This window comes from Streptomyces sp. 11-1-2 (genome assembly GCF_003595545.1).
GTDB classification, from domain to species: domain Bacteria; phylum Actinomycetota; class Actinomycetes; order Streptomycetales; family Streptomycetaceae; genus Streptomyces; species Streptomyces hygroscopicus_B.
Map to the genome: position 1 here is coordinate 6,823,147 of NZ_CP022545.1, position 13,802 is coordinate 6,836,948.

At 71.0% G+C, this 13,802-nt stretch carries 14 protein-coding genes; 8 read left to right on the forward strand and 6 right to left on the reverse strand.

Features of this window, described 5'->3' with window-relative positions; translation table 11 throughout:
- The first annotated feature begins 120 nt into the window (after positions 1-120).
- The 5 genes from CGL27_RS29265 to CGL27_RS29285 all read left to right on the forward strand — a co-directional run bounded on the left by CGL27_RS29265 (position 121) and on the right by CGL27_RS29285 (position 5,958).
- The gene (locus CGL27_RS29265) at positions 121-738 is read left to right on the forward strand and encodes a TetR/AcrR family transcriptional regulator (protein WP_240450676.1); all 618 of its coding nucleotides are present in this window, start codon (positions 121-123) and stop codon (positions 736-738) included.
- 127 nt (positions 739-865) lie between these two features.
- The gene (locus CGL27_RS29270; RefSeq protein ID WP_119991056.1) at positions 866-3,109 is read left to right on the forward strand and encodes an MMPL family transporter; all 2,244 of its coding nucleotides are present in this window, start codon (positions 866-868) and stop codon (positions 3,107-3,109) included.
- A 193-nt stretch (positions 3,110-3,302) separates the two neighbouring features.
- A complete protein-coding gene (locus tag CGL27_RS29275; protein WP_205587767.1) occupies positions 3,303-4,424 on the forward strand; it encodes an energy-coupling factor ABC transporter permease in 1,122 nt (373 codons plus the stop codon).
- 2 nt (positions 4,425-4,426) lie between these two features.
- On the forward strand, positions 4,427-5,191 hold the full coding sequence (gene cbiQ, locus CGL27_RS29280) for a cobalt ECF transporter T component CbiQ (RefSeq protein WP_078643123.1): 765 nt from the start codon (positions 4,427-4,429) through the stop codon (positions 5,189-5,191).
- Positions 5,188-5,958 (forward strand): ABC transporter ATP-binding protein, encoded by a 771-nt coding sequence (locus CGL27_RS29285; RefSeq protein WP_014054393.1) that lies wholly within the window; start codon positions 5,188-5,190, stop codon positions 5,956-5,958. Before cbiQ ends, CGL27_RS29285 begins: the two co-directional genes overlap by 4 nt.
- Positions 5,959-5,964: 6 nt before the next feature.
- On the opposite strand, the gene CGL27_RS29290 is transcribed toward CGL27_RS29285, so the two are convergent.
- Positions 5,965-6,348: a hypothetical protein gene (locus CGL27_RS29290; protein ID WP_240450677.1), complete on the reverse strand. Its 384-nt coding sequence runs from the start codon at positions 6,346-6,348 to the stop codon at positions 5,965-5,967.
- A gap of 63 nt (positions 6,349-6,411) precedes the next feature.
- Entirely contained in the window at positions 6,412-7,665 is a 1,254-nt protein-coding gene (locus tag CGL27_RS29295) for a serine hydrolase domain-containing protein (protein ID WP_119991058.1), read from the reverse strand.
- A gap of 144 nt (positions 7,666-7,809) precedes the next feature.
- On the opposite strand from CGL27_RS29295, the gene CGL27_RS29300 reads away from it, so the two are divergent.
- The gene (locus tag CGL27_RS29300) at positions 7,810-8,610 is read left to right on the forward strand and encodes an SDR family NAD(P)-dependent oxidoreductase (RefSeq protein ID WP_119994609.1); all 801 of its coding nucleotides are present in this window, start codon (positions 7,810-7,812) and stop codon (positions 8,608-8,610) included.
- Here CGL27_RS29300 and CGL27_RS52325 read toward each other — a convergent pair.
- From CGL27_RS52325 to CGL27_RS29315, 4 genes are all read right to left on the reverse strand, one after another.
- Positions 8,583-10,325, reverse strand: a complete 1,743-nt coding sequence (locus tag CGL27_RS52325) for an ABC transporter substrate-binding protein (protein WP_240450678.1) — start codon at positions 10,323-10,325, stop codon at positions 8,583-8,585. The two genes, CGL27_RS29300 and CGL27_RS52325, sit on opposite strands and share 28 nt — an antisense overlap.
- Positions 10,313-11,374, reverse strand: a complete 1,062-nt coding sequence (locus CGL27_RS52330; RefSeq protein WP_240450679.1) for a caspase family protein — start codon at positions 11,372-11,374, stop codon at positions 10,313-10,315. The genes CGL27_RS52325 and CGL27_RS52330 overlap by 13 nt, the downstream gene beginning before the upstream one ends.
- Positions 11,375-11,376: 2 nt before the next feature.
- Positions 11,377-11,766, reverse strand: coding sequence for a hypothetical protein (locus CGL27_RS29310; protein WP_205587768.1), 390 nt, complete (start codon positions 11,764-11,766; stop codon positions 11,377-11,379).
- A gap of 106 nt (positions 11,767-11,872) precedes the next feature.
- Positions 11,873-12,490 carry a TetR/AcrR family transcriptional regulator gene (locus CGL27_RS29315; protein ID WP_119991060.1) on the reverse strand — a complete coding sequence of 206 codons (618 nt, stop codon included), beginning with the start codon at positions 12,488-12,490 and terminating at the stop codon, positions 11,873-11,875.
- A 74-nt stretch (positions 12,491-12,564) separates the two neighbouring features.
- Here CGL27_RS29315 and CGL27_RS29320 point away from each other — a divergent pair, with 74 nt between their 5' ends.
- Both CGL27_RS29320 and CGL27_RS29325 read left to right on the forward strand, forming a co-directional pair.
- Complete coding sequence (locus tag CGL27_RS29320; RefSeq protein WP_059144746.1) at positions 12,565-12,942, forward strand: DUF1330 domain-containing protein; 378 nt, start codon at positions 12,565-12,567, stop codon at positions 12,940-12,942.
- Positions 12,942-13,709 carry an alpha/beta fold hydrolase gene (locus CGL27_RS29325; protein WP_119991062.1) on the forward strand — a complete coding sequence of 256 codons (768 nt, stop codon included), beginning with the start codon at positions 12,942-12,944 and terminating at the stop codon, positions 13,707-13,709. Before CGL27_RS29320 ends, CGL27_RS29325 begins: the two co-directional genes overlap by 1 nt.
- Positions 13,710-13,802: the final 93 nt, after the last annotated feature.

The following is a 13,802-nucleotide window of genomic DNA, read 5'->3' on the forward strand; positions in this document are numbered from 1 at the left end:
GAGCAACTCGGTTCTGTGACCTAGACCACGAGCGAAACGGTGCTGTTTCGATAGTGCCACGCTTATGCTGGAGGAGTACGAAACCGTTTCGTTCGGAATTTCGGAGGGAGGCGACACGCCATGCCGGCCATGGACCAGGCAACGGAGGACCGGGACACCGCCCGGGTGCGTCGCAGCCGGCTCTCCCCCGAGCGCGAGCGGGAGTTGTACGAGGCGGTGGTGGAGCTGCTCGGCGAGGTGGGGTACGACGGTCTGACGATGGACGCCGTCGCGACCCGTACGCACTCCAGCAAGGCCACGCTCTACCGCCAGTGGAAAGGCAAGCCGCAGCTGGTCGCGACCGCGCTGCGCCACAGCAAGCCCGTTCTGCTCGAGGGTGTCGACACCGGAACGCTCCGCGGGGACCTGCGGGAGATCGCGCGGTGTTCGGAGACCGCCCACGAGCGGGATGCCGCGCTGATGAGGGGACTCGCTCACGCAAGCCACGACAACCCGGACCTTCATGAGGCCCTGCGAGAGTTGTTGATCTACCCCGAGATCGACGCGCTCCACGCCCTGCTGAGGCGTGCCGTCGACCGGGGCGAAGTCGCCCCGGACCGGCCCGCTCTGAACTACGTCATGCACATGATGTGCGGCGCGTTCTTCACCCGAGCGCTCGTCGAGGACAAGCAGCCGGACCAGACGTATCTCCTGGAGTACATCGACGCCGTGATCCTCCCCGCGCTCGGCGCCGCGTAGCCCTCCTCTCACTTCCCCCTCCCCCTCGCACGACCACATAAGGCTCCGACCGGCGCGCCGCTCTCGTCGCCGGCTCGGTCACCCATCCCTGCCCAGTGCCATCCAACCGACGGGAGCACCTCTTCTCGTGGCCACCTTCCTTTATAAACTCGGCCGATTCGCCTTCCGGCGACGCGGCTTCGTCGCCCTGATATGGGTGGCGCTGCTCGCGGTCGCGGGCGTCGGCGCCGCCACCGCCTCACCGCCCGCCAACGACAGCTTCTCCATCCCCGGCACCGAGGCCCAGAAGGCATTCGACCTGCTGGAACAGCGGTTCCCTGGAGGTAACGCGGACGGCGCCACCGCCCGTGTGGTCTTCCGCGCCCCGAGCGGCGAGAAGATGACCGACCCGGACAACAAGGCGGTGGTCACCAAGACCGTCGCCGACCTCAAGGCGAGCTCGCCGCAAGTCGCCTCGGTCGCCGACCCCTACCAGGCCCAGGCCGTCAGCAAGGACGGCTCCACGGCGTACATCCTGACCAGCTACAAGGTCAACTCCATGGAGCTGAAGGACCCCGCCAAGGACGGTCTGAAGGAGGCGGGGGAGAAGGCCGAGAAGTCGGGCCTGAAGGTGCAGATCGGCGGTGACGCGCTCCAGGAGATGCCGGAGACCGGATCGACCGAGATCATCGGCATCGCGATCTCCGCGGTCGTCCTCGCCATCACCTTCGGCTCGCTGGTCGCCGCCGGACTGCCGCTGCTGACCGCGCTCATCGGCGTCGGCATCGGCATCGCGTCGATCACCGCGCTCGCCACCACCCTGGGGCTGTCCACCACCACCTCGACACTGGCGATGATGATCGGCCTCGCGGTCGGCATCGACTACGCGCTGTTCATCGTCTCCCGCTACCGCGCGGAGCTGGCCGAGGGGCGGGACCGGGAGGAAGCCGCCGGACGTGCCGTGGGCACCGCGGGCTCCGCGGTCGTTTTCGCCGGCCTTACGGTGGTCATCGCGCTGGTCGGCCTCGCCGTCGTCAACATCCCGATGCTGACCAAGATGGGCTTCGCCGCGGCCGGTACGGTCGTCATCGCCGTCCTCATCGCGATCAGCCTCATCCCGGCGGTACTGGGCTTCGCGGGCAAGCGGGTGTTCGGGCGCAAGGCGCGCCGGCGGCTGGAGGAGCGCCTTGCGGCGGGTCCGGACGCCTCCGCCGAGGAGAAGCCCAATATGGGCACCCGCTGGGCGCGTTTCGTGCTGCGCCGCCCGCTGATGGTGCTCCTGGTGGCCGTGCTCGGCCTCGGTGCGGCCGCCGTGCCCGCCGTCAGCCTGGAACTCGGCCTGCCGGACGACGGCTCGCAGCCGGTCAGCAGCCAGAAGCGCCAGGCGTACGACGCGATCTCCGATGGCTTCGGCCCCGGCTACAACGGTCCGCTGATGGTGGTCGTCGACGCCAAGGGCAGCGATGACGCCAAGGGCGCGGCCGAGCAGGTCCGTAAGACCATCACCGGCCTGGACGGTGTGGCCGGGGTCAGCCCGGCCACGTTCAACAAGGCCGGTGACACCGCGACGCTCACCGTCATCTCCAAGTACAAGCCGAGCAGCATCGACACCGAGAACCTGGTCGGCGACATCCGGGACGAGGCGAGCGGCTTCAAGGCCGACACCGGCGCCGAGGTGCTGGTGACCGGCCAGACGGGGATGAACATCGACATCTCGCAGAAGCTCAACGACGCGCTGGTGCCCTATCTGGTGCTCGTCGTCGGACTGGCCTTCCTGCTGCTGATGGTCGTCTTCCGGTCCGTCCTGGTCCCGCTCAAGGCGGCGCTCGGCTTCCTGCTCTCCGTCGTCGCGGCGCTCGGCGCGGTGGTCGCGGTCTTCCAGTGGGGCTGGCTGGCGGATCTGTTCGGCGTCGAGGAGACCGGCCCGATCATGAGCATGATGCCGATCTTCATGATCGGTGTGGTGTTCGGTCTGGCGATGGACTACGAGGTCTTCCTGGTGACCCGGATGCGGGAGGCGTACGTCCATGGCGAGCGCCCCGGCCAGGCCGTCGTCACCGGCTTCCGGCACGGCGCCCGGGTGGTCACCGCGGCCGCGGTCATCATGATCAGCGTCTTCGCCGGGTTCATCGGCTCGTCCGAGTCGATGATCAAGATGATCGGCTTCGGCCTCGCCACCGCTGTCCTCTTCGACGCCTTCGTGGTCCGTATGGCCATCGTCCCGGCGGTCCTGGCGCTGCTCGGCAAGTCGGCCTGGTGGCTCCCGCGCTGGCTGGACAGGGCGCTGCCCAATGTGGACGTGGAGGGCGAGGGCCTGCGCAAGCAGCTCGAGCCGACCCCCGCGGCCCAGCAGCACGACTCCGACCCGGACGCCGAGCTGACGCGTGTCTGACCTGCGTCTGACCCGCGTCTGAAGCCGACGTTGCCTTCGGCCCGACGGCGGCCTTCCGATCCCGGAAGGCCGCCGTCGGCGTTTGATCCCAGGCGATCCCGCTCGATTCCGCGATGACCGCGCTCTTGCGAACGACTTGCAGGTACGGGCTACCATCGGGCCGATAGCAGCAGCTCAGGAGCGGAGTCCCGCCATGCATGTGCCCGACGGATTCATCGACGCGCCGGTGTCGGCGGTGACCGGTGTGGTCGCCGCCGGGGCCGTCGCGGTCAGTTTGCGCGGTGCCCGGCGGGAGCTCGACGAGCGGACCGCACCGCTGGCCGGGCTGGTGGCGGCGTTCATCTTCGCCGTGCAGATGCTCAACTTCCCCGTCGCCGCCGGGACCAGCGGTCATCTGCTGGGCGGGGCGCTGGCCGCGATACTCGTGGGGCCGTATACGGGGGTGTTGTGCGTCTCCGTGGTGCTGCTGATGCAGGGCGTCCTGTTCGCGGACGGCGGTCTTACGGCGCTAGGCGTCAACATCACGGACATGGCCCTGGTCACCACGGTCGTGGCGTACGCGATCTTCCGCACGATCGTGAAGCTGGCCCCGCGTCGCCGCCGTACGGTCACCGTCGCGTCCTTTGTGGCGGCGCTGGTCTCCGTACCGGCCGCGGCGGTGGCCTTCACGGCGATCTACGCGCTCGGCGGTACGGCCGATGTGGCGATCGGCAAGGTCTTCGCGGCGATGGTCGGGGTGCATGTGCTGATCGGCATCGGCGAGGCGGCGATCACCGCGCTGACGGTCGGTGCCGTCGTGGCCGTACGGCCGGATCTGGTCTACGGGGCGCGGGGGGTGACCGCGCGTCCGCTGGAGATCCGCGACAGCCCGCTGGCTCCGGCCGCTCCGGGAGCGGTGGCCCGGGCCGAGGCTCCGGCGGCCGAACCCGTGACGGCGACCTCCGAGGCCCCAGAGACCCCCGAGACCTCCGCGACCCGTGAGCCCGCCGCCGTGCCGCGGCGGTCGGCGCGGCGCGTGTGGCTGGCCGGGCTCGCGGCCGCGCTGCTGTGCGCCGGGGTCGTGAGCTTCTACGCCTCCGCCAGCCCCGACGGGCTGGAGAAGGTCGCCCATGACAAGGGGATCGACGCGAAGGAAGAGGACCACGCCACCAAGGACTCCCCGCTCGCCGACTACGGCGTCAAGGACATCTCCGACGCCCGGCTCTCCGGCGGGCTCGCCGGGGTGATCGGCGTGGGGGCCACCCTCGCCGTCGGGTCCGGGGTCTTCATCGTCGTACGGCGGCGCCGGGCGACGGCCGAGAGCGGGCGGGGCTGACGATGGGCGCGGGACACGCGCACAAGCTCTACCGGGCGGGCCGGTCGCCCGTCCACGCCCTCCCCCCGCACTGCAAGATCGCGGCAGTCTTCTGCTTCGTCCTCGTCGTCGTCTCCACGCCCCGCGAGGCCGTCTGGGCCTTCGGGGCGTACGCGCTGCTGCTGGCCGGGGTGGCGGCGGCGGCCCGGATACCGGCCGGGTATCTGCTGCGGCGGCTGCTGATCGAGATCCCGTTCGTGGCCTTCGCCGTGCTGATGCCGTTCATCGCGGAGGGCCCGCGGGTGGCCGTGCTGGGGATGTCGCTCAGCGAGTCCGGGCTGTGGAGCGCCTGGAACATCCTCGCCAAGGGCACCCTCGGCGTCGCCGCCTCCGTCCTCCTGGCCTCCACGACCGAGCTGCGCGCCCTGCTGCTGGGGCTGCAGCGGCTGCGGATGCCCTCGCTGCTGGTGCAGATCGCCTCGTTCATGATCCGCTACGGGGACGTCATCTCCGATGAGATGCGCCGGATGCGGATCGCCCGCCAGTCACGCGGGTTCGAGGCGCGCGGGGTGCGCCACTGGGGGGTGCTCGCCTCCTCGGCCGGGGCGCTGTTCATCCGCTCGTACGAACGGGGCGAACGGGTCCACCTGGCGATGGTCAGCCGGGGCTATACGGGCACCATGCCGGTGATCGACGATGTGACGGCGTCCCGCGCCCAGTGGATGCACGCCGCCGCCCTCCCGCTGACCGCGCTGGCGGTCTGCCTGACCGGATGGATGCTCCTATGACCGACCCCGCCACCACCCCGCCGTCCCTCCAGGTGGCCGGTCTGGCCTATGCGTACCCCGATGGCCATCAGGCCCTCTTCGGTGTCGATCTGACCGTGGCCCGCGGCGAGCGCGTCGCGCTGCTCGGCCCCAACGGCGCGGGCAAGACCACGCTCGTGCTGCACCTCAACGGCATCCTTACGGCGGGCGCCGGGACCGTCACGGTCGCGGGGCTGCCCGTGGCGAAGGCGCATCTGGCCGAGATCCGCCGCCGGGTGGGCATCGTCTTCCAGGACCCGGACGACCAGCTCTTCATGCCGACCGTGCGCGAGGACGTGGCCTTCGGCCCGGCCGCGGCCGGACTGCGCGGCCCGGAGCTGGAGGAGCGGGTGCGCCGCGCCCTGGAGCGGGTCGGGATGGCGGAGTTCGCCGACCGGCCGCCCCACCACCTCTCCTTCGGGCAGCGCCGGCGGGTGGCCGTGGCGACCGTACTGGCCATGGAGCCGGAGATCCTGGTCCTGGACGAGCCCTCGTCCAACCTCGACCCGGCCTCGCGCCGCGAACTCGCCGACATCCTGCGGTCCCTGGAGGTGACCGTGCTGATGGTCACCCACGATCTGCCGTACGCGCTGGAGCTGTGCCCGCGCTCGGTGGTGCTCAGCGGCGGGGTGATCGCGGCGGACGGCGGGACGCAGGAGCTGCTGTGCGACGAGGAGCTGATGCGCGAGCACCGGCTGGAGCTCCCCTTCGGCTTCGACCCCCGCTCGGTGACGGCGCCGGTGAGGTGACGCCGGTCATCCGGCCCCGCCGGATGCCGCCATCGGCATCGGCCCCGCCCGGTACGGCCGCCCGGCCTTGATCCGCTCCACCGCCGCCAGCAGATCCGCCTGCCGCACCCGCGGCTGTCCCGTCCGCAGCACCTCCGCCGCCGCGTCGATCACCGCGCGGCGGATGTCGCGCCCGGTCACCTCGTCGACCCCGGCCAGTCCCTCCGGGGAGACGTCCTCGGCGAGGGGCGGCGCGGCGGGCAGATGGCGCCGCCAGATCCCGGCCCGCGCCGCCTCGTCCGGCGCCGGGAAGCGCACCTGCCACACCCGGCTGTCGAAGGCCGTGTCGTAGCAGGACCCTTGGCCCTGGCGGAGCCGCGTGCGCGGGTACGGGAGGGCGCTAGGAGGCATACCGGTGGCGCGTGGCGCCATGTCTTCCGCGCCGCCCCGCCGCACCTGCGGCCCCTCGGGCGGTTACGCCTCCCGCGCCGCCAGGCTGGTCCGCACCGCGCGCACCAGCGCCTGCGCACGCGGATCCGCGGTGACCCCGCGCCGCATACCGTTGGTGACGTAGGCAAAGCCGATGCGCGCCTCCGGGTCGGCGAAGGCGAGGGAGCCTCCGCGCCCCGGGTGGCCGAAGGAGCCCGGCCCCAACAGCGGGCAGGCGGGGCCGTGCAGCATGTAGCCGAGGCCGTATCGGGTGCCGACGACCAGGACCCGGTCCGGCCCCGCGGACTCCTCCGTACGGGCCATCGTCAGCGTCGCCGGGGCGAACAGCCTGCCTCCCGAGCGGGCCGTACGGGCCGAGGGCAGCGGGCCGATCAGCGCCGCGTAGAAGCGGGCCAGCGCCTCGGCGGTGGCCACCCCGCCCGAGGCGGGCAGCTCGGCGGCGAGATAGGCGGGGTCGTTCTCGTCCGGCACCGGGGTGATCGCGGCGAACGCCCGCCGGGTCAGCGACTCGGGGTCCCGGTACGCCTCGGCGACCGACCGCTTGGGACGCAGCCGCGGACCGTGGGCGGCGGGCGCGGCGAGGGCCTCCACCGCCGCGATCCGGCCGACCCGGCCCCGCTGCTCCTCGGGCAGCCCGAGCCACAGGTCGAGCCCCAGCGGCCGGGCGATCTCCTCGGCGATCCAGCGCCCGATGGTCCGCCCGGTGACCCTGCGCACCAGCTCGCCCAGCAGCCAGCTGTACGTCTGGGCGTGGTAGCCGTGGGCCGTACCGGGCTCCCATACGGGGCGCTGGGCGGCGACGGCCCGCGGCCCGGATATGCCGTCGACGGCCTCGGCGGGGGTCAGCGGGGTGTCGAGCACGGGCACGCCGGTGCGGTGCGCGAGCAGATGCCGCACCAGTACCCGCTCCTTGCCGGCCGCCTTGAACTCCGGCCAGTAGGTGCTGACCCGGCCGTCCAGGTCCAGTTGACCGCGCTGATGCAGCAGCAGCGGCACGGCGGCGGCGACGCCCTTGGTGACCGACCGGACGACCTGCGCGGTGTCCTGGGTCCAGGGCTCAGGACCGCCGCCGGAAGCCTCGGGGCCGCTCCCGCCGTCGTCGTCCGGGGTCTTCGTGCCGCCCCACAGATCGACGACCTTCTCGCCCTCCCGGTACAGCACCATGGCCGCACCGCGCTCGCCGTGCCGGGTGAAGTTCGCCGCGAAGGCGTCCCGGACCGGTTCGAAACCGTCGGCCACCGTGCCCTGGACGTCCACCACTGATCCGACTCCCGCCATGCCGACCCGCGCGTGTGTGCTGTGTTTCTCCTTATGGTGCAACGTCCCGCGGGTGAGGATCATGCCGGGGCCGGGCAGGATTCCCCGGCGGACACGTCACCGTGGGGCGGCGGCGGTCCGAGAGCCGACGAGAAGGGGCACACGGTGCGGAGATTCGAGGGTTACGCGGTCATGCTCACCGGCGCGGGACGCGGGATCGGGGAGGTCACCGCCCGCCGCTTCGCCGACGAGGGCGCCCGGGTGCTGATCACCGACCTGGACGGCGAACGGGCCGCGAAGGCCGCCGCGTCCATACGGGCCGACGGCGGCGAGGCCGAGTCGCTGGGCTGCGATGTGGCCCGGCGGGCGGACGCCGAGGCGGCCGTGGCGCACGCCGTAAGGAGCTTCGGAAGGCTGGACGTCCTGGTCAACAGCGCCCACTCATGCCACGTCGACACCCCGCTGTTCGAGGACCAGCTCGACGACGAGTGGCAGCAGGACATCGATGTCACCCTCGGCGGCGCCTTCCGCTGCTCCCGCGCCGCGCTGCCGCATCTGGCCGCCGCGGACGGCCGGGGCGCGATCGTCAACGTCGGCTCGGTCAACGGCCTCCAGGACTTCGGCAACCACGCCTACAGCGCCGCCAAGGCGGGCCTGGGCAGCCTCACCCGGACCCTGGCCGCCCATGCCGCCCGGCGGGGCGTCCGCGTCAACCTCGTGGCCCCCGGCACGATCCGCACCCCCGGCTGGGACGGCCAGGAGGACACCCTGCGCCGCGCCGCCGAGGTCTACCCCCTCGGCCGGGTCGGCGAACCCGCAGACATCGCCGCCGCCATCACCTTCCTCGCTTCCTCCGACGCCGCCTGGATCACCGGGACCACGCTCCCGGTGGACGGCGGCATCACGACCACGAACGTGGCGGTGCGCAGGGCCTTCGGTCACTCGGAGACGCCCAGCGAGACATAGTCGTAACGGCCCTCCCAGGGCTCGCTCGTATAGACGTTGGTCAGCCGGGAGCCGCGCCAGATCACGCTCTTCTGGAACAGAATGGGCAGATATGCTGCGGAGTCGGAGATCCTCCGATTGATCTGCGCGTAGTCGCTCCCGGCCTTCGCCGGATCCTGTTCGGCGATCGCCGTGTCGAAGAGGTCGTCGACCGTGGGGTCGTCCAGCTCCGCGACATTGAAATTGCCGGTGGGCAGGATGAAACGGCTGTCGGCGAGCGGCTGCAGGAAGCTCTGACCGGTCGGGAAGTCGGCGAGCCAGCGGTACAGGACGATGCCGTATCCCTTCTTCTTCACCGTCGCGGGCGCGCCCATCGTCTCGCTGAAATGGGTGCCGTCGACCTGATCGATATCGGTGGTGATGCCGACTTTCCGCAGCGCTGCCTGGAGCGAGAGGGCGACGTCCACATCGGTGGGGTGGTTGTTGCGCACCGCGATGGTGGTCCGGAATCCGCTGGACTCTCCGCACGCCTTCAGTTCGGCCTTCGCCTTGTCGGTGTCCGGCTTGCCCTTGCTCTTGAGCGTCTCGTACGGGTCGTAGGAGGAGTCGGAGCCCGCGATGGTGGGCGGGAGCATATGGGGTGCGATATCGCCGGTCTGTGGACCGCCCGCGGCGGTCTGCAGGTTCTTCCTGTCCGCCGCGTAGAGGACCGCCTTACGGCAGTGGACGTTGTCCAGGGGTTTGACGGAGCGGGGGAGAGCCGCGAACAGAAGCAACCCGTTGGACGGGCTGTCCAGCCGGGCACTGAGGTCGGAACTCCTCGTGGCCTGGGCGAGGGAGGCCCCGGTGAGTCCGGAGGATTGCAGATCCAGGTCATAGTCGCCCGAGAACAGGGCTTTCGTGTTCGTCTGCTCGTCGCTGCTGATATTCACCGTGATCCGGTCGGGAAGAGCGGTGCGGATCGGGTCGGACGACCGCTCCCAGTTGGTGTTACGGACCAGTTCCAGCGACGTGCCCGGCTCGTAGGAGTCGAATCTGTACGGCCCTGAGGAGAACGGGTTGTCCTGGTACTTGTCCTTGGTGTCCTTCGTCTTCTTCACCGGTGATGCCGATGGTGTCGCCAGCATGCGCTCGAAGTCGCCGTTGGCTTTCGGCAGTGTGAAGACGATGGTTCTGTCGTCCGGCGTCTTGATGGCCTTCAGACCGAGCTTGTCCTTCGAAGTGTCCTTGTACGGACCCTTGTAGGCGAGGTCGGGATCGAGTGCCTGCTGGAGAAAGGTCGGGCCACCGGAGATTTCGTCCTGGGCCCAGATCCGCTCGATGCCGTATTTGATGTCCTGGGACGTGATCGCGGTGCCGTCCTGCCAGGTGATCCCCTTGCGGAGGGTGTAGGTGTACGTCTTGCCGCCGTCGGTCACCTCGGCCTTCCTCTCCGCGAGGTCCGGGACCAGTTCGGTGCCGTCCTTACCGGGCTTGGGGGCGTAGGTGACCAGTTGGCGGGCGTAGAAGCGGGAGAAGTTCCAGACGAAGCCGTAATAGCTGCGCTGAGGGTCCCATGAATCCGCGTCGTCCTTGCTGATGAACTTCAGCGTCCCGCCCGGCTTGGTCGAGGCGTTGACGACGCCCCCCTTGGTCGCGGCGTTGTTCCCGGAGGTGGGGCCCGGCTTCGGAGTGCTGGACGACTTCGAGGTGTTGTGCCCGGAGTCGTCCTCGGAGGAGCCCTTCATCCACGACATCGCCAGAGGTATGCCCGCGGCCACCAGGGCCACGAAGAGCGCCCCCGCCAGCCCGTAGGTGACGGCGCGGCGGCGGCCCGGAGAGGCGCCACCGGGGCGGGGAGCGGGGCGGGCGACGGCAGGGCCATCGGCGACCAGGTGGGCATCGGCGGCACCCCGGGCAGCGGCACGGGCGCGGGGGCCGAGGCTGCCGGTTCGTGGTCCGCGGGCGCCGGTCCCGGCTCGTACGGCGGCGTGGGCGTGCCCATGAACGTGGGCGGTGGCATCGGCTCGTGGTCGTACGGCGGGGGCGGCGGGCCGAAGCCGGGTGGCGCCCAGGCGGCGTTGCGGGCCAGGGCGAGCCCGCCCGCCGTATTGCGGTCGCGCTTCTGCGGCAGTGGCCGCCCCTTGGCCCGCAGCGCCGCGTACACCTGCGCGTAGACCGTGTCCAGATCCAGCAACTCCGGCCCGCCCGGCACCCCTTCGCGCAGCAGCCGCAGCAGCTCACCGGTGAAGGCCGTATGGTGCTCGCCGGGCGGCGCGAGCGCGAAGCTGGTGTCGGGGACGGAGGCCAGCAGATAGGTGCCCTCGATCTCCACCTGGTCGATCACCGCCTCGGCGCTCGCCGCGCTCATGAAGCCGAGCACGCGTCCGCTGAAGCAGCAGTCGAGCAGCATCACCTGACGCCCGGCCCGCCCGTCCAGCACGACGTCGCGCAGCGTGCCGTACGGCAGCCCGGTGTAGGAGCGGTGCTGTATCGACCCGGTCAGCCCCAGGAAGAGCTCGCCGCGGCGCGGTTCCACGAGACCGTGTCCGGCGAAGTACACCAGCAGGGTGTCCGTGGCCTCCTCGGCGGCGGTCCGGACGGCCTCGAGGACCTCGACCGCGGTGGCGGGGTCCTCGATGACCGTGCAGTGCTCGGGTGCCAGCCCCCAGGAACCCGGCGCGCACAGGGCCGCGGCCAGCGCGCTCAGGTTGTTGGCCACCGCCGGGATCGGCTCCAAGTGGGCATAGCGGCTGCTGCCGATGAGCACCGCGCGGGTGGCGGCCGGGTTGGGCAGAACGGCCACGGCTACCGCCCTCCTCCGTCGCCCTGACGGTCCCGGTCCCGTTCCGGTTCGGGCGCGGCCGGGCGCTCCAGGGCGTCGATCAGACGCCGCAGCTCCTCGTCGTCGCCGCCGTCGAGGTCGACCGTAAGGTCACCACGGCGCACGGTGATCCGCTGGGCGTGCGGACGTGTCTGCCGCCAGGTGGACAGCGCCAGCGCGAAGGAGGCCGCGCTCCAGGCGTTCTCGGTGACCAGCTGCAGCACATCGGTGAGCACGCCCATCTGGCCCGGTGACGGCTCGGCCTGGACCAGCTCCACATGGGCGCCGCGGCGCGCGGCCGGATCCCGTCTCAGCCAGTCGAGGAGCGATCGCAGCTCCGCCTCCCCACCGTTCACCGCTACGTCGATCCGCACCAAGCCCCCTTGTGACGACGGTCTCCCCGATTCTGTCCTACCCAGGGGCGTCCGCGCAGGACCAACGAAGAGCAAGGTCAACGGAGTTCGGGCGCAAGCCGCCCGCTCATGGCTGCCGCGTCGCTGGTGCGGCCAGCGCCCGGCGCCACTGCTCGGTGACCGACTGCCGCAGGCGTTCCGTGTCGACGGCGGGTGGATCGAGAAGCCGTTGCAGCCCGATTCCTCGGAGCTGTCCGACGATCGCTACCGCGATCTCCTCGGGCGCGAGGTCGTGGCGGATGGTGCCTTCGGCGATTCCGGCCGCCACATCGTCGCGGAGATCGGCCCTGAACGACTCGTCCCGCTCGCGGAAGATCGGTGCCAGTTCGGGCATGGCGGGCGCCTCCGCCCACAGCATCAGGAACGCGCGATTGGCGGCGCCCACCTGGCCGAGCTGGCCGATGTAGCCGTTGATCAGCCGCAGGAGGCGGTCCAGTCCTGGGGGCAGATCGGCGAGGCCCGGCACGAACCCGGCTTGTGTGCTGCGGGCCAGGAGCTTGAGGAGAGCCTGCTTCGAACCGAAGTGGTGGGTGACGATTCCGCGGCTGTACCCGGCTCGCTCACCCACCCGCGCCAGCGTCAGCGAGCGCACTCCCTGCTCGATGACCAGCTCGGCGGCGGCCGCCAGCAATGCGGCTTCGGCCTGGTCGCGGCGCTGCTTCTGGGTGCGACGGGGGGTCGTCATGACGAGAGTCCTCACTAACTTGCGTGTTGTCCAACAAGTTTATACGGTGCCACTCATCCTGACTGGAGGTTTCGATGATCGACATGGATGAGCGTGCCCTCGATGTCTTCCTGGCCGAAGACCCCGGCGGCCCCGTGGTGATGCTGAACCTGCTGCGGTACCGCCCGGACGGCGGTCGCGAGAGCTACCAGCGCTATGCGGAGGCGCTGGGCCCGGAGATCAACGCGCGGTACGGATTGCGGGTGGAGTACCTGGGGGACGGTGGTCGCGCCTTGATCGCCGAAGACGGACAGGCGTGGGACGCGGTGCTCCTGGTGCGCTATCCCAGCCGCCAGGCGTTCGCTGACATGATCCGTGACCCTGACTATCAGGCGGCGTCCCATTTCCGTAGCGAGGCGCTGGTGGAATCGGTCCTGCAGCCGACCGTCCCGCTCCAGGGAAGCGTGGTCTGATGCCCGCCGTCTTCGTACACGGCAACCCCGAGACGGCGGCCGTCTGGGATCCCCTGCTCGCCGAACTGAAGGCCGCCGGCGCCGCTCCGGCCGACCTCATCTGTCTGTCCCCGCCCGGATTCGGCGCACCGCTGCCGCCCGGGTTCGGGGCGACCGTAGGGGAGTACCGCGACTGGCTGATCGGTGAACTGGCCCGCTTCGCCGAGCCCGTGGACCTGGTGGGCCACGACTGGGGCGGCGGACACGTCCTCAACGCGGTGATGAACCGCCCGGACCTGGTGCGGAGCTGGGCCAGCGACACGATCGCGGCCTTCGAACCCGACTACGTCTGGCATGAGCTCGCCCAGCGATGGCAGACACCGGGAATCGGAGAGGCCGATGTGGCCGCACGCTTCGGCGCCCCCGTCGAGCAGCGGATCGCCACGCTCATCGAGCGGGGGATGGGCGAGGCGGCGGCCGAGCGCGTCGCCCAGGGGCAGAACGAGGCGATGGGCCGGGCCGTGATCGCCCTCTACACCTCCGCCATGCCACCGGTGATGGCCGAACTCGGCCGGGACCTGGAAAACGCCGCGCGGCGGCCGGGGCTCGTGTTCCTCGCCACCGAGGACCACGCGGCCGGAACCACCGAACAGCGCTGCCGCGCCGCCCGCCGCGCCGGTGCCCGGGTGGAGGTCCTCGATGGGCTGGGCCACTGGTGGATGACACACGACCCCGCCCGCGGCGCGGAGGCGCTCACCCGTTTCTGGGCGTCGCTGGACCACGGGTAGTCGCACACACGTGGATGCCGCCGGTGACTCAGCTCTCTCCCGGCAGCCGGGCCGGCGCCGCCTGGAGTCGGCGTGCATCAGGGGACGAGACGC

Bases quoted from the DNA above. Each gene is read 5' to 3' on its own strand.
- CGL27_RS29265 (WP_240450676.1), top strand. From the start codon at position 121: ATGCCGGCCATGGACCAGGCAACGGAGGACCGGGACACCGCCCGGGTG.
- CGL27_RS29275 (WP_205587767.1), top strand. From the start codon at position 3,303: ATGCATGTGCCCGACGGATTCATCGACGCGCCGGTGTCGGCGGTGACC.
- cbiQ (WP_078643123.1), top strand. From the start codon at position 4,427: ATGGGCGCGGGACACGCGCACAAGCTCTACCGGGCGGGCCGGTCGCCC.
- CGL27_RS29285 (WP_014054393.1), top strand. From the start codon at position 5,188: ATGACCGACCCCGCCACCACCCCGCCGTCCCTCCAGGTGGCCGGTCTG.
- CGL27_RS29290 (WP_240450677.1), bottom strand. From the start codon at position 6,348: ATGCCTCCTAGCGCCCTCCCGTACCCGCGCACGCGGCTCCGCCAGGGC.
- CGL27_RS29295 (WP_119991058.1), bottom strand. From the start codon at position 7,665: ATGGCGGGAGTCGGATCAGTGGTGGACGTCCAGGGCACGGTGGCCGAC.
- CGL27_RS52325 (WP_240450678.1), bottom strand. From the start codon at position 10,325: ATGTCGTGGATGAAGGGCTCCTCCGAGGACGACTCCGGGCACAACACC.
- CGL27_RS29315 (WP_119991060.1), bottom strand. From the start codon at position 12,490: ATGACGACCCCCCGTCGCACCCAGAAGCAGCGCCGCGACCAGGCCGAA.
- CGL27_RS29320 (WP_059144746.1), top strand. From the start codon at position 12,565: ATGATCGACATGGATGAGCGTGCCCTCGATGTCTTCCTGGCCGAAGAC.
- CGL27_RS29325 (WP_119991062.1), top strand. From the start codon at position 12,942: ATGCCCGCCGTCTTCGTACACGGCAACCCCGAGACGGCGGCCGTCTGG.